13 protein-coding genes and 1 pseudogene are annotated in these 17959 nt (G+C 66.0%); 13 read left to right on the forward strand and 1 reads right to left on the reverse strand.

Annotated elements, in window-relative coordinates:
• The 10 genes and pseudogenes from B5F74_RS06530 to pyk form a co-directional block, all read left to right on the forward strand.
• Positions 1–121 (forward strand): annotated as a pseudogene (locus B5F74_RS06530) (carbon dioxide concentrating mechanism/carboxysome shell protein); the annotation flags it as partial.
• Between the two features lie 307 nt (positions 122–428).
• Positions 429–2051: an acetaldehyde dehydrogenase (acetylating) gene (locus tag B5F74_RS06535; RefSeq protein ID WP_087201034.1), complete on the forward strand. Its 1623-nt coding sequence runs from the start codon at positions 429–431 to the stop codon at positions 2049–2051.
• A gap of 120 nt (positions 2052–2171) precedes the next feature.
• The gene (locus B5F74_RS06540; protein WP_087201036.1) at positions 2172–2438 is read left to right on the forward strand and encodes a BMC domain-containing protein; all 267 of its coding nucleotides are present in this window, start codon (positions 2172–2174) and stop codon (positions 2436–2438) included.
• A 6-nt stretch (positions 2439–2444) separates the two neighbouring features.
• Positions 2445–3275 (forward strand): tetratricopeptide repeat protein, encoded by an 831-nt coding sequence (locus B5F74_RS06545; RefSeq protein WP_087201038.1) that lies wholly within the window; start codon positions 2445–2447, stop codon positions 3273–3275.
• Positions 3272–4207 (forward strand): DUF4037 domain-containing protein, encoded by a 936-nt coding sequence (locus B5F74_RS06550; protein WP_087201040.1) that lies wholly within the window; start codon positions 3272–3274, stop codon positions 4205–4207. The genes B5F74_RS06545 and B5F74_RS06550 overlap by 4 nt, the downstream gene beginning before the upstream one ends.
• A 25-nt stretch (positions 4208–4232) precedes the next feature.
• Positions 4233–4925 (forward strand): DUF4125 family protein, encoded by a 693-nt coding sequence (locus B5F74_RS06555; RefSeq protein ID WP_158095711.1) that lies wholly within the window; start codon positions 4233–4235, stop codon positions 4923–4925.
• Entirely contained in the window at positions 4922–5779 is an 858-nt protein-coding gene (locus tag B5F74_RS06560; RefSeq protein ID WP_087201044.1) for a MerR family transcriptional regulator, read from the forward strand. Before B5F74_RS06555 ends, B5F74_RS06560 begins: the two co-directional genes overlap by 4 nt.
• Positions 5780–5880: 101 nt before the next feature.
• Positions 5881–6975 carry a 1-propanol dehydrogenase PduQ gene (locus B5F74_RS06565; protein ID WP_087201046.1) on the forward strand — a complete coding sequence of 365 codons (1095 nt, stop codon included), beginning with the start codon at positions 5881–5883 and terminating at the stop codon, positions 6973–6975.
• Positions 6976–7475: 500 nt separating this feature from the next.
• A complete protein-coding gene (locus B5F74_RS06570; protein ID WP_087201048.1) occupies positions 7476–8327 on the forward strand; it encodes a class II fructose-bisphosphate aldolase in 852 nt (283 codons plus the stop codon).
• Positions 8328–8618: 291 nt separating this feature from the next.
• Positions 8619–10076 carry a pyruvate kinase gene (gene pyk / locus B5F74_RS06575; protein ID WP_087201050.1) on the forward strand — a complete coding sequence of 486 codons (1458 nt, stop codon included), beginning with the start codon at positions 8619–8621 and terminating at the stop codon, positions 10074–10076.
• Between the two features lie 186 nt (positions 10077–10262).
• Here pyk and B5F74_RS06580 read toward each other — a convergent pair whose 3' ends face one another.
• On the reverse strand, positions 10263–11342 hold the full coding sequence (locus tag B5F74_RS06580; RefSeq protein WP_087201051.1) for a beta-eliminating lyase-related protein: 1080 nt from the start codon (positions 11340–11342) through the stop codon (positions 10263–10265).
• A 131-nt stretch (positions 11343–11473) separates the two neighbouring features.
• Between B5F74_RS06580 and hisS the strand changes: the two genes are divergently transcribed.
• The 3 genes from hisS (at position 11474) to B5F74_RS06595 (ending at position 17861) form a co-directional block, all read left to right on the forward strand.
• A complete protein-coding gene (hisS, locus tag B5F74_RS06585) occupies positions 11474–12790 on the forward strand; it encodes a histidine--tRNA ligase (RefSeq protein ID WP_087201053.1) in 1317 nt (438 codons plus the stop codon).
• 712 nt (positions 12791–13502) lie between these two features.
• Positions 13503–16292 carry a phosphoenolpyruvate carboxylase gene (locus B5F74_RS06590; RefSeq protein ID WP_087201055.1) on the forward strand — a complete coding sequence of 930 codons (2790 nt, stop codon included), beginning with the start codon at positions 13503–13505 and terminating at the stop codon, positions 16290–16292.
• Positions 16293–16439: 147 nt separating this feature from the next.
• Complete coding sequence (locus B5F74_RS06595) at positions 16440–17861, forward strand: ATP-binding protein (protein ID WP_239283389.1); 1422 nt, start codon at positions 16440–16442, stop codon at positions 17859–17861.
• Positions 17862–17959: the final 98 nt, after the last annotated feature.

Here is a 17959-nt window from a genome sequence, read left to right on the forward strand (position 1 = left end):
CGTGAAGGCCGCCACCGACGCCGGCGCCGCGGCGGCCCAGCGCGTGGGCGAGCTGCTCTCGGTCCACGTCATCCCGCGCCCCGACGGCTCGGTCGAGACGATCCTGCCCTCCTCGAAGTAGCGGATCGGGCGCCTAGCTCCGCCCGCCGCATACCGGGGCTCGCGGCCTGCCGATGCGAGCCTTCGGATCGATCCCCCTCTCGCGTCTGGACCCGCGCGCTGAGGGCCCGGGAGACAAAAGATCGGTGTCTCCCCGAGGAGGCGCCGGATGAACCGTCCGGCGTCTCCCTCTGGCCCCAGCGCGCGTCCAGTCGCATATGCGCCGGCCCGTGCGGCAGCAACCGACAGGACCGGCTGCCATCAGTTTCGGACGCAGACAGTCGTGCCCGCGCCCGCGTCAACGAATCACACCTATGGAAGGAGGCACGATGCAGGATTTCGATTTCGACCTTCAGAGCATCCAGGCCGCACGCGAGCTCGCCCGCCGCGGCAAGGTCGCCGCGAACCAGATCGCCGAGTTCACCGAGGAGCAGATCGACCGCATCTTGCGTCACATGGTCGAGGTCGCCGAGGCCAACGGCGAGCAGCTTGCGCGCATGGCCGTCGAGGAGACCGGTTTCGGCGTCGTGGAAGACAAGGTCTACAAGAACCATATGGCCTCTGGCCTGCTGTACGAGCAGATCCGCGACCAGAAGACCATCGGCATCATCGATGTCGACGAAAAGCTCCAGACCATCACCATCGCCGAGCCCGTCGGCCTGCTCATGGGCATCGTCCCCTCGACGAACCCCACCTCGACGGTGCTCTACAAGTCGCTCATCGCCCTCAAGGCGCGCAACGCCATCGTGTTCTCGCCGCATCCCGCGGCGGCCAAGTGCACGCAGACGGCCATCCAGCTCATGTGCGACGCCGCCGTCGAGGCCGGTGCGCCGGCCAACATCATCCAGGGCATCACCCTGTCCACGATGGCGGCGACCAACGAGCTCATGCATGCACCCGAGGTGGCCATGATCATCGCCACCGGCGGCCCCGGCATGGTGAAGGCCGCCTACAGCTCGGGCAAGCCGGCCCTCGGCGTGGGCGCGGGCAACTCGCCGGCCTACATCGAGGCCACGGCCGACGTGCACGCCGCCGTCCGCCGCATCATGGCGTCCAAGACCTTCGACAACGGCACCATCTGCGCATCCGAGCAGAGCGTGATCTGCGAGACCTGCAACCGCGAAGCCGTCATCGCCGAGTTTACCCGCCAGGGCGGCTACTTCATGTCCGAGGACGAGTGCAACAAGGTCTGCGCGCTGCTGTTCCGCAACGGCCACGCCATGAGCCCCAAGTTCGTGGGCCGCAGCGCCCAGGTCATCGCCGACGCCGCCGGCATCACCGTTCCCGCCGGCACCCGCGTGCTCATCGGCGAGCAGCACGGCGTGGGCGACAAGTGGTCGCTGTCCTACGAGAAACTCACCTGCGTGCTGGGCTTCTACACGGTGTCCAACTGGGAGGAGGCGTGCGACCTGTCGATCGCGCTGCTCCAAAACGGCATCGGCCACACCATGAGCATCCACACCGAGAGCAAGGACATCGTGCGCAAGTTCTCGGTGAAACCCGCCTCGCGCATCCTGATCAACACCGGCGGCACCCAGGGCGGCACGGGCCTTTCCACCGGTCTGGACATCGCGCTGACGCTGGGCTGCGGCACCTGGGGCGGCAGCTCCGTGTCCGAGAACGTGGGGCCGCGCCACCTCATCAACGTCAAGCGCGTGGTGAACGGCATCATCGAGCCCGACGAGCTGGTGGCCCGCGACGAGCTGTTCGCGAAGTACCATCCCGAGCTGGCGCGCGCCCGCGGTCACAAGGATGCCGCGTGCTGCGCATCCGCCCCGGCTCAGGCCGCCACGGCGCCGATCTCCTATTCGCCGGGCTGCGGCTGCGGCGCGGCTTGCGCTCCGGTGACCGCTCCGGCTCAGGCCGACAAGCCCTCCGATGCCGTCGACGCCGACGAGCTGAAGAGGATGGTCGAGGAGCTCGTGAAGGCGTTTCGCAGCATCCCCGAGTAACGCATGCACCTCGGCGCGCGCGGGCACATTACCCCTGCGCGCCGCGCGGCAAGCGGGGCGCATCGCCCCGACGACTACATGTTCCAGGGGCTTTAGGCCCCGCAGATGAGGAGGACAATCATGAACGAGGCACTGGGTATGGTCGAGACCTACGGCGCGGTGGGCGCCGTCGAGGCCAGCGACGCTATGGTGAAGGCCGCCGACGTGCGCCTGATCGGCAAGGTCAACGTGGGCGCGGGCATCGTGACCACGTTCGTGCGCGGCGACGTGGCGGCCGTGAAGGCCGCGACCGACGCCGGCGCCGCGGCGGCGCAGCGCGTGGGCGAGCTCCGCTCGGTCCACGTCATCCCGCGTCCGCACACCGACGTCGAGACCATCCTTCCGTAACGCGCCATGGACTCGCGCGCATTCGACATCGAGGGCTTCCTGCGCGACGCAGACCACTGCTATCGGGAGCTGCACGGCGACGAGGTGGTGCGCTTCTTCGAAGAGGCGCTCCTGCGCGCCCGCGCCTGCGGATCGGCCGACGCCGTGATCGTGGTCGCCAACGAGTTCGGCAGCGTGGCCCGCACCCGGGGCGAGCTCGGGCGCGCCCGCGAGCTGTATCGCGAGGCGCTTTCCCTGCTCGAGCGGCGCCCCGGTGAGGTCCCCGTCCGCTCGCGCGCGAGTCTTCTGCTCAACTACGGTGACGTGTGCGTGGCGCAGGGGTCGTTCGCCGAGGCGGTCGAGCTGTTCGACGCCGCCGAGGCCCTGCTCGCCGATGAGCCGGAGTGCTGCTACGAGCGCTCCGCCATCTGCAACAACCGTAGCTCCGCGTGGCGCGGGCTCGGCCGCATGGCGGATGCCCGGCGCGACCTGGAACGCGCCGTCGACCTGCTCGGGCGGGTACCGGGTTCTGCGGGCGCTCGCGCGGTGGCCCGCGTGAACCTGGCGCAGCTGCTCATCGACGAGGGGCGGCTCGATGCGGCGGAGCGCGCGCTCGCGCCGGCGCTCGAGGCCTTCCTCACGCTGAGCGGCGGACGCGATATCCACCGCCCGAACGCCTTCGCCGCCGCAGGGCAGCTCCGCATGCTGCAGGGCCGCTATGCCGAGGCGGCGGTGTGCTACCGGGAGGCGGCGCGCTCCCTTGCCGACAAGGTCGGTGCGTCCGAGAACGTCGAGCGCCTGCGGGCGGCGGGGTCCCGCGCCGCGCGTCTTGCCGGATGGGAGGCGGGTGCATCGTGAAGGGGCTCGAGCTTTCGCGCCGCTACTTCGAGGCCTACGGGCCGTCGCTGTTCGCCGGCCTGCCTGCCGACGTGCGCGCCCAGGCGGCCGTCGGCCTGGTAGGGCCGGGGTCGGAGTGCCTGGGGTTCGATGACGAGCTGTCGCGCGACCACGACTTCGGGCCGGGCTTTTGCATCTGGCTGCCCGCAGCGGTCTTCGATGTCTGGGGTCCCGAGCTGCAGAGGCGCTACGACGCGCTGCCTCGCACGTTTCTGGGCTTCACCCGCCCGCAGGCCGCGCCGCTTTCCGGCAAGCGCGTGGGCGTGTTCGAGACGGGCTCGTTTTTGCGCGCCTTCACCGGGCTCGATCGCCCGCCGGCGACGTCCCGCGAATGGCTGGCGATTCCCGAGCAGTTTCTGGCCGTGGTGTCGGGCGGCGAGGTCTTTGTCGACGAGGGCGGCGGCATCTCTGCGGCTCGCCACGTCTACGAGGGCTTTTATCCCGAGCCGGTGGTGCGCCAAAAGGTGGCGGCAAACCTTGCGACCATGGCCCAGGCGGGCCAGTACAACCTGCCGCGCTGCCTGTCGCGAGGCGACGCCGTAGCCGCCGGGGCGGCGCGCGCCGAGTTCGCATGCGCCCTCATGGCGGTCCTGCATCTGCTGAGCCGGGTATATATGCCGTTCTACAAGTGGTCGTTCAGATCGCTTGTCGAGCGCACGGCGGCGGGCCGCGCCTATGCGGCGTGGATCGAGGCGCTCGTGGCGGCGCCCGTGCGCACGGTGCGCGCGGGCGAGGTCGAGTGCCTGTGCGCAGGTGTGCTGGGCGCGGTGCGCACGCTGGGATGGACGGGTTGCGCAAGCGATTTCCTGCTGGATGCGGCGCTCGACATCCATGGCCGCATCGAGGACGAGTATCTGCGCGCCTGCCCCTTGGGTGCCGGCGCGTACGCGTGAGGCATCTTCGATTCGAGGAGAGGACATGGGCTGCTGCAAGCTGGGCGCGCCGTCCGGGCGCCGTTTGGAGGTGTATCCGCTGTTCGCTCGCCCCGGCGTGCGCGCGCTGCTCGGGCGCGCGGGCGCGGGTGAAGCCGATACGGCCGTCCTGCGCGAGATCGTGGCGCTCGAGTGGGAGCAGTTCGACCGCGTTGAGGGCATGTTCGGCCGAGCGTCCTGCCAAGACGACCTGCAGTCGTTTTTCGTGTATCGGCTGGCGCAGCACCTCGCCTTCCCGCGCGCGGCGCTACCGTATATCCTCGACGATCTGCGCGGCGCCGAGACGGTCGGCCGCAACCTCGTCGAGGAGAAGTACGCCCGCATGATGGGGGCGACCGACCCCGAGCGCTACGCCGCCACCTGGGCGGCGCGTCTGGAGGTGCCCTCGCCGGTGCGCGCCGCCGTGCTAGGCGAGATCGCGGACCTTGTGCGCGCTCGCCTGGAGGAGGCGTCTCGCGACCTGTCCGTGACGTCGGGGCATGCGCGCGGGGCCGTCAGCGAGCCGGGGCGCGTCTCCGCGCTCGACTACTATCTGGCCGAGGCCGCCGGCTACCGCCTGCGCACGCTCTTCGCGCTGCGCGACGGGCTGCTCCGCCAGGAGCGCGGCCGCGTGAACGCTATCGAGGACACCTACCGCTACACGGTGGGCCTTCTTACGGCATTGGAGGCGACGGCATGACCAGAAGACGGACCGGCCGCGATGACGCGGGCGAGGAGCTGTACCTGATCGGCGAGGTGAGCCGCATCGGCGGGGTGTCCCAGCGCAGCCTGCGCCATTACGACGAGCTCAAGATCATCGAGCCCGACGTGATCGGTGACAACGGCTACCGCTACTACACGCGCAACACCATGCTCAAGATCCCCGTGGTCAACTACCTCAAGAACATGGGGTTCACCCTCGAGGACATCTCGCGCATCTTCAACTCCGATTTCGGCGAGATCGAGCAGACCTTTGCCGAGCGCCGCGATGCGTGGGAGCGCGAGATGCAGCTCATCCGCGAGCGCATGCGCATCATCGACGACTGGGTCGCGCTCATCCACGAGGCCAACTACGTGCTGGGCGCCCGCCCCACCGAGGTGCGCACGGTGTTTTTGCCCGCCGACACCTTTTTGGCCATGCCGTATCGGTTCAACGGGGATTTCGCCGAGGCCACCATCAACCTCGAGTTCTCCAAGTTCGTGGCCGACAACGACAACCCCATCACCGGGCCGGTGATCTTGCGGCACGAGTCGTTCGACGCGTGGCGTCAGCGGTGCTCGCAGGGCGAGCCCTGCGATGCGATGGTACTGCAGCACGCGGTCCGCACGGTCGACCCCGAGGCCCGCTTCGTACGCCCCGACGGCATGTACCTGGCCACCTACCATGTGGGGCCCTTCGAGGAGCTGGGGGAGGCCTACGACCGGATGGCGGCGTTCGCGGACGAGCACGGCTACCGGTTGGCGGGCTGTTCGTACGAGCGCTTCGTCACCGACTACTGGACCACCTACGATCCCGACCGCTTCGTCGCCGAGGTCCTCGCCCCCATCAAGTAGGGGAGCGCCGGCAGGGCTCGACCCGCCCGAAGGCTCCGCGCCCGCCCGCGCCCGCCTGCCCCGTGTTCCGGCCTCGCCTTAATATCTGTTTAGGAGCATCCATGAATGCATACAAGATGAAGACCGAGCTGTTTTTCGGTTTCCGTGCCGTTGAGCACCTGTCCGAGATGCCGTATCGCAACCTGCTCATCATCACCGACGGCTTTTTGGAGTCGTCGGGCGCGCTCGCCAAGCTGGTGCAGCACCTGCCTGCCGGCGCCCGCTACGAGACGTATTCCAACGTGCGGCCCGATCCCAGCCAGGAGCTGGTCGACGAGGGCGCGGCCGTGCTCGCCCGCGTGCGCCCCGACCTGCTCGTGGCGTTCGGCGGCGGCTCGTGCATCGACGCGGCAAAGGCGATGCTGCTGTCCGCGTGCGAGGGCGGCATGGAGCGCCCCTATTTCCTGGCCGTCCCCACGACGGCCGGAACCGGTTCGGAGGTGACCAACTTCGCGGTCGTCACGCGCGGCAGCGACAAGGTCGTGCTCATCGACGATTTCCTGGCGCCCGACGGCGCGCTGCTCGAAGCCGACTTCACGCGCACCGTGCCCCCCGCGGTCACGGCGGACACGGGCATGGACGTGCTCACCCATGCGCTCGAGGCCTACGTGTCGAGCACGGCGACGTCGTTTACCGACGCCATGGCGGTCAAGGCCCTGCGGATCGTGTGCGCCGATCTGCCCGCCGCCTTCCGCGACGGCATGGCCATGCGCAGCCGCACGCGCATGATCGAGGCGTCGTGCATAGCGGGCATCGCGTTCACCAATGCGGGTCTGGGTATCAACCATTCGCTCGCCCATGCGTTGGGCGGCCGTTTCCACGTGGCGCACGGCCGCCTGAACGCCGTGCTGCTGCCGTATGTGATCCGCTTCCACCTGGGCCGCTCCGACTGCCGCGAGGCCTACGAGCGTCTGGCCGTCGAGCTGGGCATGGCCGACGCGGATGAGCTGCTGACGCGTATCTGCGCTCTTCGCGCCGATCTCGGCATCGAGAACAGCCTGTCCGAGCTCGGGCGCATCGACGCCGCGAGGTTCGAGGCCGAGCTGTCTGCCATCGCCGAGGCAGCGCAGCACGATCGCTGCACGCCCACCAACCCCTGCGCCGTGAGCAAGCAGGATCTGGTGAATATCCTGCGCGACGCGTTCGCCGGACGATAAGAAATTGCCTCTCCTTCTTGGGCCGCCCCGATGCACATGGAGCGCATCGGGGCGGCGGTGCATCACTCCTGGTATCACCCGGCCGGAATGCACGGAATCAGCGCCGATTCCGTGCATTCCGGCCGGGTGATACCTTCATAGGTGCAGCTCGTCGTGTCAGTGGCCGAGTTGTGTAGATTTTGCTTTTCTCTTATTTCTTTTTAGGCAAGCAAAATGCTTGCGGTTGCTTTTCATTCGAAAGAGAAACGTCGGGCGGCGACGAGTCACGCGCAAAAATGCCGAGACGCATCCTGTGCTAGAGCGCAGATCCTGCACAGGATGCATGCGGGCGCATGCGAAGCGGTTTTTCTTTCCTTTCCCATGCCCGAGCGCACCGTTTATCCCGCACGGCGCACCGCGTGCTCCCATTTCGTACAATACAGGCAACGGATGCGCCGGTCAGAGGGATGCGGCGCCGCGTGGCCGCCCCGAGAGGAGCGCGGCAGGAGGGAGCGAAACCGATGCTCGTTACCACCAAGGACATGCTGCTCGATGCCCAGAAGAACCACTATGCGGTCGGTGCCTTCAACATCGAGAACCTCGAGTTCGTCATGGCCGTGCTGGCTGCCGCCGAGGAGACCAAGTCCCCGGTGATCATGCAGACCACGCCCGGTACGGTGAAGTTCGCCGGTCTCGATTATTTCTACGGCATGGTGAAGGCCGCTGCCGAGCGCGCGAGCGTGCCGGTCGCCCTGCACCTCGACCACGGCGACGGCTACGATCGCTGCATGCAGGCGCTCCGCACCGGCTACACCTCCGTCATGATCGACGGCTCGCATGAGAGCTTCGAGGACAACATCGCGCTCACCGCGAGCGTGGCGCGCGCCGGTGCCGCCATGGGCGTGCCGGTGGAGGCCGAGCTCGGCAAGGTCGGCGGCAAGGAGGACGACGGTCCGGCGGTCGAGGGCGAGAACCCCTACACCGATCCGGACGAGGCGCGTGAGTTCGTCGAGCGCACCGGCTGCACCAGCCTCGCCATCGGCGTGGGCACCGCTCACGGCGTGTATACCGAGACCCCGCATATCGAGCAGGACGTCGTGCGCGCCATCCGCGCCGCCGTGGACGTGCCGCTGGTGCTGCACGGCACCTCCGGTGTGCCCGATGAGCAGGTCGCCGAGGCCGTGAAGAACGGCATCTGCAAGGTCAACTACGCCACCGAGCTGCGCCAGGCGTACACCCGCGGCTATCAGGGCTTCATGGCCGAGAACCCGAACGCCTTCGACCCCAAGAAGCCGGGCCGTGCCGGCATGGCCGAGATCACCAAGATCGTGAAGATCCGCATGGAGAACCTCGGTTCCATCGGTCGCGCATAACGGCAACGAATCGATACGCTGCAAAGCCCGCCGGAGATTCCCGGCGGGCTTTTTTGTGGACGTGAAGCGTCGCGGACGGCCCCTGTGGGCTCGCGCCGCCAGACAACGCATCCCCGTCATATGAACATTGCCTTGTGCTACCTGCGCGGATGATCGCGCAACGCTCACCAGACAATCCGACCGTTTGAAGACCGGCCGCGCGAACCTCTTGCGCGTGCCGTTACGCTTATAGCATCGCAGGGGATTTTGTCGGCATGCGCGGGAGCGTATTCAAGAAAGGTGGAGCGGAGCATGAATAAGCGTACAAAGATCGTTTGCACCATGGGACCGGCTTGTGATGACGACGATATCCTCCGCGAGATGATCAAGGCGGGCATGAACGTCGCCCGTTTCAATTTCTCGCACGGCAGCCACGAGGAGCAGCGTGCGCGCATGGAGCGCGTCAAGCGCATCTCCGGCGAGCTCGGCATCCCGGTGGGCATCCTGCTCGACACCAAGGGGCCCGAGATCCGCACGGGCTTTCTGGAGGGCCATGCCAAGGTGGCGCTCGAGCCCGGCTCGACCGTCACGGTGACTGCGGCCGAGACCTCTGAGGACCTGCAGGGCAACGCCGAGCATTTCTATCTGGATCACCTCGAGCTTCCGCGCGAGGTCCACGTGGGAAGCACGATCCTGATCGACGACGGCCTGATCGGTCTCACGGTCAAGGGCATCTCGGGCCAGGACATGACCTGCTATGTCGAGAACGGCGGCGAGCTGGGCGAGAAGAAGGGCGTGAACGTCCCGAACGCCAAGCTGTCGCTGCCCACCATCACCGAGCAGGACCGCAAGGACATCCTGTTCGGCCTGGAAGAGGGCATCGATTTCATCGCGGCGTCCTTCATCCGCGATGCGGCCGGCGTGCGCGAGATCCGCAAGCTGTGCGATGAGAACGGCGGCAAGAACGTAGACATCTTACCGAAGATCGAATGCGCCATGGCCGTCTACCACTTCGATGACATCCTGAAGGAGGCCGACGGCATCATGGTCGCCCGCGGCGACCTGGGCGTCGAGGTGGCGCCCGAGGTGTGCCCCACCATCCAGAAGGAGATCATCCAGAAGTGCAACAAGGCCTATAAGCCCGTCATCACCGCGACCCAGATGCTCGACTCGATGATCCGCAACCCGCGCCCGACGCGCGCAGAGGTGACCGACGTGGCCAACGCCATCAACGACGGCACCGATGCGACCATGCTTTCCGGCGAGACGGCCGCGGGCAAGTACCCGCTCGAGGCCTTGAAGATGATGGCCAACATCGCGCTGATCGCCGAGGCCACGATGCCCGAGCACAACCGCCTGGACATCCACACGGACGAGACGGGTATCCGCGCGATCAACAGCGCGATCGGTCTGGCCGCGGTGAGCACGGCGTTCAACGTGAAGGCGCGCGCCATCATCATCCCGACCGAATCCGGCCGTTCGGCGCGTCTGGTGTCCAACTTCCGACCGATGCTGCCGATCCTTGCCGTGACGCCGCATGACGCCGCCACGCGCAAGATGACCATCTACTGGGGCGTCGACCCGGTGACCGAGGGCGAGATCGGGGATAAGCGCTATATCGTCAAGACGGCGATCAACTGCGCCAAGCAGCGCGGATACGTTCGCGTGGGCGACGTGGCCGTGCTTACGGTGGGCGACCCGGACACCTCCATCACCTTCTCCGACGGCGTGACGTCGACAAACGTCGTACACGTGGCGCAGGTGCGTTAACGGTCGTTCAGAAGACTGTGCAGGCGGGGGCGTCGTACGCGGCGCCCCCGCCTTTTAACGTGCAAATTGGGGACGTACCTTGCGCGTGCTTTTTTGCAAATCGGGGGCACCCCTCCGGCCCGGGCAGACCCGGCGGCATGGGTTGAAACGAACCCGTCCCCAACCGACCCATTGCAGGGGTAAGCGCTACACGAGCGTCTGGGCGTATGCGACCGCTTCGTCGACGTGCCCCTCGGTCGTGGCCCAGCTCGTGACGAAGCGCACGACGACGCGGCCGGCGCCCGTGGGGTCTTCGGCGATCATGGTCTCGCAGCCCAGGGTGTCGACGAGGGCTTCGGCCTGCGCGGGCGTCGCCCAGAAGAACTGCTGGTTGCCGTTCGTGTTGATGTAGGGCTCGAAGCCGGCGCGGGCAAGCCCCTCGGCCAGACGCACCGCGCAGGCGTTCGCTCGGCGCGCGTATGCCCAGTAGGGGACGTCGCCCGCCTCGTTCGCCTTCGCGGGATCGAAGGCCGCCTCGTACATGACGCCCATGAGACGGCCCTTGGCGGTCATCGCGCCGGCGCGTTTCGTGAGGTAGGGGATCCTGTCGATGGCGCGCATGCCGCGGGCGGAGCGCGGGCTCACCACGAGCGCCTCGCCGAAGAGCATGCCGTTTTTGGTACCGCCCAGCGTGAACGCGTCGGCGCGCGCGGCGATGTGCTCGATGTCGAGGTCGCCGCCCGCGGCGGTCATCGCGCTCGCCATGCGGGCGCCGTCGACGTAGACGGCCAGCTCGTGCGAGGCGGCCCAGTCGCACAGCGCGTCGAACTCGGCGCGTGTGTAGACGTGCCCGTACTCGGTGGTGTTCGAGAAGTAGATCATGGCGGGGCGCGTGGTGTGGCAGCCGGTCGCCGTCATGTGCTGGTAGGTGAGTTCCGCCGCGTCAGGCGTGAGGATGCCGAAGGGGTCGTCCGTTGCCAGCAGGCGCCGGCCGCACGCCTCGATGGCGCCCGTCTCGTGGATGGTGGGGTGCGCGTCGGCGGCGCAGATGGGGCCCTCGAAATCCTCGGTGAGCGCGCTGATGGCGAGCATGTTGGCAACGGTACCGCCCGGCACGAAGCGCACGTAGGCATCCGGCTGCTTTGTCGCCGCGCGGATCAGGTCGGCAGCGTGCGCGCAGTGGGCGTCGTCGCCGTATCCGGGCGTCTGCTCGTCGTTCGTGCGGATGAGCGCTTCGAGGATCTCGGGCGCCGCCCCTTCGGAGTAATCGTTGGTGAATCGGTGCATCTGCTGCGTCCTTTGCGTCGTATGTCTGGTAAGAATCTGGTGACTGGGTTCGTTGTCGTATTGTCTCATCATATAATGAGTGACCGAATTCAATCGCCGCCTCACGGGCAGGCACGACATAAGGGGAACATATGCAGGCACAGAGGGCTGAGGGCACCAAGGATCTGATCGGGCGCGATATGCGCGCTTGGCGTCATATGCAGGAGGTGGCGGCCGAGGTGTTCGAGCCCTACGGGTTCGACATGATCGAGACGCCCGCTATCGAGCAGCTCGACGTGTTCGTCCACGGCATCGGCCAGTCGACCGACGTGGTGCGCAAGGAGATGTTCCGCGTGTTCTCGGGAGCCAACTTCGCGCGCGTGCTCGAAGAGGGGACCGACGCCAAGCTCAAGGCCAAGCAGCGCCTGGCCCTGCGTCCCGAGGGCACGGCCGGCGTCGTGCGCGCCGTGGTGGAGAACAACCTGGTTCCGCAGGGCGCCACGCCGTTCAAGGCCTACTACGCCGAGGCGATGTTTCGCGGCGAGCGCCCGCAGAAGGGGCGTCTGCGCCAGTTCCACCAGGTCGGCATCGAGTGGCTGGGCGCTCCCGACCCCGCTGCCGACGCCGAGTGCATCATCATGCTCATGGAGTTCTACAAGCGCCTGGGATTCGATCTGGGCAAGCTCCGTCTGCTGATCAACTCGATGGGCGATCCCGCGTGCCGTCCGGCCTACCGCGACGCGGTGCGCGATTTCATCCTCGACCACGCCGACGAGATGTGCGACGAGTGCCGCGAGCGCGCCGAGCTCAACCCGCTGCGCGCCTTCGACTGCAAAAACGACCACTGCCGCGAGGTCATGAAGGCGGCGCCGCTCATGCGCGACAACCTGTGCGACGACTGCTGCAGCCATTACGAGCAGGTCAAGCGGTATCTCGATGCCGCGGGTATCGAGTATGTCGAGGACCCCACGCTCGTGCGCGGTCTGGACTACTATACCCGCACCGTGTTCGAGGTCGAGGCGCCCGGCGCCGGGGTCGGTTCCATCGGCGGCGGCGGTCGCTATGACGGCCTGGTCGAGCTGGAGGGCGGCAAGCCCACGCCGGGTGTCGGCTTTGCCGTGGGATTCGAGCGCGCCATGCTCGCGCTCGAGGCGTTCGGCGCCGATATGGCGACCGGGATCGAGCCGTGCGTTTATGTGGCGAACGCCGGTTCCGAGCTGCGCGGCGAGGTCTTCGCCCTGACGCACGAGCTGCGCGCCGCCGGCATCCGCACCGAGGCGGACTACCAGGGGCGTTCGCTCAAGAGCCAGTTCAAGCAGGCCGACAAGCTCGATGCCCGCCTGATCCTGGTCATCGGCGGCGACGAGCTCGCCGCCGGCAAGGTGAAGGTCCGCAACATGGTGACCCACGACGAGGAGCTGGTGGACCGCGGCGCCGTCGTCGAGGCTGTCGCGCGCCTGCTCGCGTAGGACCGCGCGAGGGATTCGGTTTCTCATGCCCGCCTGCCTGCCGCGACGCGGCAGGCAGGCGGGCATGCTGCGTTTGGAGGGCTCTGTCATTGGGGGGGGCGGGCGGCCAATGCCGCCCGGAAGATGGTCAATGAGTGCATTCCCATTGCAATTTCTCATAGAAGGATTGAGTTGTGGTCAATCACCTCACTCCCATTGCAAATCGAAGTGGCGGAAAGGCGCCAACAGCGGCTCATGACTCTGTATGAGGTTGGGTATAGGAGCTTTTTCGGACTTGCGAGGCCCCAAAGGGCGCTCCGAATCTCAGTGCATATCATAATATGATAAACCGAATCTGGTTCGGTATTACTGTTTGCAATGGGAACGCACTCATTGACCATGCTGCTGATTCTGCACGAGTATTTGCAATGGGAGTGCGTTCATTGACCACCTCCGAGGAGCAGGGGAGATGCCGGTCAATCCATTCCATGCCCGGCCTACGGGCCCACGTTGCGTTGGCGCAGCCTCTGCCCTCACGCTCGCTATGCGCCGCGGTGTGCGCGGGGCAGCTGATTGGTTGATTTAGTTTGCTAAAGCGTGAACTCTGTGAAGCCTGTTGTGCGTGCGGGGGACTCACGTATACTTTCCGAGTGTTCTTATCGTGTTCTTTCTTCAAGCGGTAACAACTGCTCGGTGGGTGGTTTCCCGCTTGCATCGGAAGGAGGGTGTGCGAATGGCGGAAGAGATTGGACAGCCGGAAGAGCGCGCGCAGCTGCTATCGGAGCTGAAGGAGACGGTCGGTGCGCTGACGTGCGGACCGCTGTCGGAGATCGAGATTCCCGACAGCCTGCGTGACAACCTGGCGCTGTTCCAGCGGCTCGAGCGCCGCGTGCTCAAGGAGTACGATCCCCAGATCTGCGAGCTGTTCGACGTGCTGCTGCGTCACGCGATCCATGCGAACGAAGGAAACCCCGGTGCTGCCGCAGCGTCGGAGAAAACCGACGAGCAGGGCGTGCCGCTGGCGACCAATGACAGCAACAGCGCGTTTCGCGCGGCCGTCGAGCTCGTCGACGAGCTGCCGCTGCAGACGCTCGAGACCCTGGTGCGCGCCTTCACTTCGTTTTTCCACCTCGCGAACCTGTGCGAGGAAAACTACCGCGTCGAGACGCTGCACGATCGCGAGCGCCTGGTGTCCATCGAGGCGGACGTCGATCCGTCCAACGAGCTCACGATCGCGTTCAAGCAGCTGATCGATGAGGTCGGCGTGGACAAGGCGACGGATCTGCTGAACAAGCTCGAGTTCCACCCGGTGTTCACGGCACATCCCACGGAGGCGCGCCGCCGTGCCGTCGAGGGCAAGATCAGGCGTATCGGCAAGCTTCTTTCCGAGCGCCCCCATCTGGGCGGCTTGGATCTTGCGGAAAACGAGCGCCACATGCTGCAGGAGATCGATGCGCTCGTGCGCACCTCGCCGGTCGCCATCAAGAAGCCGACGCCGGTCGAGGAGGCGGACACCGTCATCGACATCTTCGACCATACGTTGTTCGACATCGTTCCGCGCATCTACCGGCGCTTCGATGACTGGGTGCTCGGCGAGGGCGCTGGCATCGTGCCGCCCGTCTGCCCCGCGTTTTTCCATCCGGGCAGCTGGATCGGGTCGGACCGCGACGGCAACCCCAATGTCACCGCGAAGGTGAGCCGCGAGGTCGCGGCGAAGTTCTACAAGCACATGGTGGCGACGCTCGCCGACAAGTGCCGCCGCGTGGGCCGCAACCTCACCCTCGAGGCGGGATACGCGGCGCCGTCCGACGAGCTGCTCAACCTGTGGAACCATCAGGTCGAGATGAGCGAGATCATCACGAGCCGGGCGCGCGACATCTCCGCATCCGAGCCGCATCGCGCCGTCATGCTGGTCATGGCCGACCGCCTGGACGGAACGGTGGCGCGCGATGCCGACGTGATGTACGCCTCGGCGGAGGACTTCCTGGCCGACCTGCGCGTGGTCCAGCGCTCGCTTGCCGCGGCAGGTGCCGAGCGCGCCGCCTACGGCCCGGTCCAGACGCTCATCTGGCAGACGGAGTCGTTCGGGTTCCACATGGTGGAGATGGAGTTCCGCCAGCATTCGCTCGTGCACACGCGGGCGCTTGAGGACATCCGCGAGCACGGCATCCACGGAGACCTGCAGCCCATGACGCGCGAGGTGCTCGACACGTTTCGCGCGATCGGCTCCATCCAAAAGCGCTATGCGGTCAAGATGGCGCACCGCTATATCATTTCGTTCACGAAATCCGCCCAGCATGTGGCCGATGTCTACGAGCTGGCGAACCTGGCGTTCGCGCATGCCTCGGACGTGCCGCAGCTCGATGTCATCCCGCTGTTCGAGCAGCTGGAGGATCTGGAGCACTGCGTCGACGTGCTGAACGACATGCTCGAGCTGCCGGCGGTCCAGGCCCGTCTCGCGCAGACGGGCCGCAAGATGGAGGTCATGCTCGGCTACTCAGACTCCGCGAAGGATGCCGGCCCCACGACCGCCACGCTCGCGCTGCATTACGCCCAGAAGCGCATCGCCGTCTGGGCCGACGAGCACGATATCGACTTGGTGCTCATGCACGGCCGCGGCGGAGCGGTCGGCCGCGGCGGCGGTCCGGCCAACCGCGCGGTGCTGGCGCAGCCCGCCGGCTCGGTGAGGTGCTTCTTCAAGGTCACCGAGCAGGGTGAGGTCATCTTCGCGCGCTACGGCAACCCGGTGCTGGCGCAGCGCCACGTCGAGGGGGTCGCGGCGGCGACGCTGCTCAATTCCGCCCCGTCGGTGGAGCGCGCGAACACCGAGATGACCGAGAAGTACCTCGCCATGGCAGACGAGCTCGACCGCGTCTCGCACGAACGGTATCTCGACCTGCTGCATATGCCCGACTTCACGCCGTGGTTCTCGACGGTGACCCCGCTGACCGAAGTCGGCCTGCTGCCCATCGGCTCGCGTCCCGCCAAGCGCGGCCTGGGCGCCAAGTCGCTGGACGACCTGCGCACGATCCCGTGGGTGTTCAGCTGGAGCCAGGCGCGCATCAACCTGGCGGCGTGGTACGGCCTGGGCAGCGCCTGCGAGGCGTTCGGCGACCTCGAGACGCTCAGGCGGGCGTATCGGGAGTGGCCGCTGTTCTCGACGTTCATCGACAACGTGGAGATGTCCATCGCCAAGACGGACGGTCGTCTCGCCAAGATGTACCTGGCGCTGGGCGATCGCGCCGACCTGGCCCATGCGGTGTACGACGAGATGCAGCTCACGCGTCGCTGGGTTCTGGCGATCGTGGGCGACGAGTGGCCGCTCGAGCATCGCCGCGTGCTGGGGCGCGCGGTCCGCGTGCGCGACCCGTACGTCGACGTGCTGTCGCTCGCGCAGGTGCGCGCCCTGCGCATCGTGCGCGACGAGGGCCGCGACCTTTCCGAGGAGGCCAAGGCGAAGTACCTGAGCCTCATCCTCGCGACCGTGACCGGCGTCTCCGCGGGCCTCCAGAACACGGGGTAATACCGCATGCCTTTCGGAGGCACGTCTCATTTCTAAACGGCTTAACGGATGCCGCTATCTCGCTGTATATGAGATAGCGGCATTCTTATTGAACTTCTTGCCATCGGAGAGAAGATATCGTCAAAACTTCTCTTTGATGGCGAGAAGTTGTACACTGACTTTGAGAATTCTGACAAGGAACAGGAGGAAATGGTGTCTCCGGCTCCCCAAGAATATGCAGCGCTTGTCCGTGAAGCGCTTGAGTTTTCCTTTCCGCTGGTAGTTGCGCGCACGAAGATAACCGATGAGCTTCCCAAGCCGAATCTCTTCAATCTCGTGCACATCATTACGGGCATGCGCCGCAGCGGGAAAACGTTCTACGTGTTTCAGATGATTCACGAGTTGCTGAAGGCGGGCGTCGCGCGCGACCGAGTTTTCTATTTCAATTTTGCAGACGAGCGGCTGGCCCCCGCTCCCTCGACGTTGCTGAACGATGTGGTCGAAGAATACTGGCGCCAAGTTCCCACGGCACGGTCCGAAGGTTCATATCTGTTTCTTGATGAGGTGCAGGAGGCCGATGGCTGGCAGGGGTTCTGCCAGCGCATTGCTGAGCACGAACGCATCACGCTCGTGATCACGGGGTCGACCTCCAAGATGTCTGCAGACGAGATCGCATCGACGTTTCGCGGGCGCTCTCTGGAGTGCCGCATGTTCCCTTTGTCGTTTCGTGAGTTTTGCGGATTCCAGGACGTCGATATTCCCACTTCAGAGGAGCTGCGGGAACACGGAGCCGTATCTCCTCAGCTCAGAACTCAGCTTGAGGCCCTCTTCGACCGATTTCTTCTCGAGGGCGGCTTCCCGGGAGTTCAAAGACTTTCCCCGGGTGCACGTATTTCGATGTTGCAGTCGTATATGCGCGATGTGGTTGCTCGGGATGTTGTCGACAGATACCCACGTGTGGGCATTTCGCTCGCAACGCAGGTCGCCCTGTTCTGCTTGCGCAATACCGGGTGCGACCTGTCGGTCAACCGTCTGGTTGACGGCTTGCGCGCAGCGGGATACAGGACGTCATGGGAAACGATCAACGAGACGGTTCGCCTTTTCGAGCAGGCGCACCTCATCAAGCTGCTGCCTGAGTTTTCGGTATCGCTCGCGCCCGATAGCACGGCAGCGCCGAAGGTGTACGCAGCGGATGCCGGCTTGGCCTATGCGGTCTCGCGCGCCAATCAGCAGGATATCGGCAAACGGTTGGAAACGGCGGTGTTCATCGAGCTTTTGAGAGGGACTTCGGGACGCCGCATAGAGACGATCACCTCGTTTACCGTTCCCTCTTCGCGGCGGGAGAAGATAGATTTTCTGGTAGGGGATTCTTTGGCATCCGAGCCATATGTCCTCTATCAGGTTACGGATGATATGAGCGCCGAGAAGACGAGGGCCCGCGAAATCGGGTCGTTGTCTGCTGCGATGAAGGCGACCCGTGCTGACGAGGGAACCGTGATCACGCTGCGGGAGGAAGGCGGCGTCGAGATGCAGGAAGGCCACATCAAGATCATTCCTGCATGGAAATGGATGCTCTTGGGGAGAGCTTGAGCTGCAGGCGAGCTCGCACATGGTGCATCTGCCCAGCCTACGAAGCATTCCGAAAAAAATCGCCCGCCCCGTGCAAGCCTTTGCGCACGGGGCGGGCG

This window comes from Collinsella sp. An271, from assembly GCF_002159695.1.
GTDB lineage: Bacteria > Actinomycetota > Coriobacteriia > Coriobacteriales > Coriobacteriaceae > Collinsella > Collinsella ihumii.

What these genes read in the sequence shown, in the direction of transcription:
- B5F74_RS06535 (WP_087201034.1), top strand. Translation starts at nt 429, where the DNA reads ATGCAGGATTTCGATTTCGACCTTCAGAGCATCCAGGCCGCACGCGAG.
- B5F74_RS06540 (WP_087201036.1), top strand. Translation starts at nt 2,172, where the DNA reads ATGAACGAGGCACTGGGTATGGTCGAGACCTACGGCGCGGTGGGCGCC.
- B5F74_RS06545 (WP_087201038.1), top strand. Translation starts at nt 2,445, where the DNA reads ATGGACTCGCGCGCATTCGACATCGAGGGCTTCCTGCGCGACGCAGAC.
- B5F74_RS06555 (WP_158095711.1), top strand. Translation starts at nt 4,233, where the DNA reads ATGGGCTGCTGCAAGCTGGGCGCGCCGTCCGGGCGCCGTTTGGAGGTG.
- B5F74_RS06560 (WP_087201044.1), top strand. Translation starts at nt 4,922, where the DNA reads ATGACCAGAAGACGGACCGGCCGCGATGACGCGGGCGAGGAGCTGTAC.
- B5F74_RS06565 (WP_087201046.1), top strand. Translation starts at nt 5,881, where the DNA reads ATGAATGCATACAAGATGAAGACCGAGCTGTTTTTCGGTTTCCGTGCC.
- B5F74_RS06570 (WP_087201048.1), top strand. Translation starts at nt 7,476, where the DNA reads ATGCTCGTTACCACCAAGGACATGCTGCTCGATGCCCAGAAGAACCAC.
- pyk (WP_087201050.1), top strand. Translation starts at nt 8,619, where the DNA reads ATGAATAAGCGTACAAAGATCGTTTGCACCATGGGACCGGCTTGTGAT.
- B5F74_RS06580 (WP_087201051.1), bottom strand. Translation starts at nt 11,342, where the DNA reads ATGCACCGATTCACCAACGATTACTCCGAAGGGGCGGCGCCCGAGATC.
- hisS (WP_087201053.1), top strand. Translation starts at nt 11,474, where the DNA reads ATGCAGGCACAGAGGGCTGAGGGCACCAAGGATCTGATCGGGCGCGAT.
- B5F74_RS06590 (WP_087201055.1), top strand. Translation starts at nt 13,503, where the DNA reads ATGGCGGAAGAGATTGGACAGCCGGAAGAGCGCGCGCAGCTGCTATCG.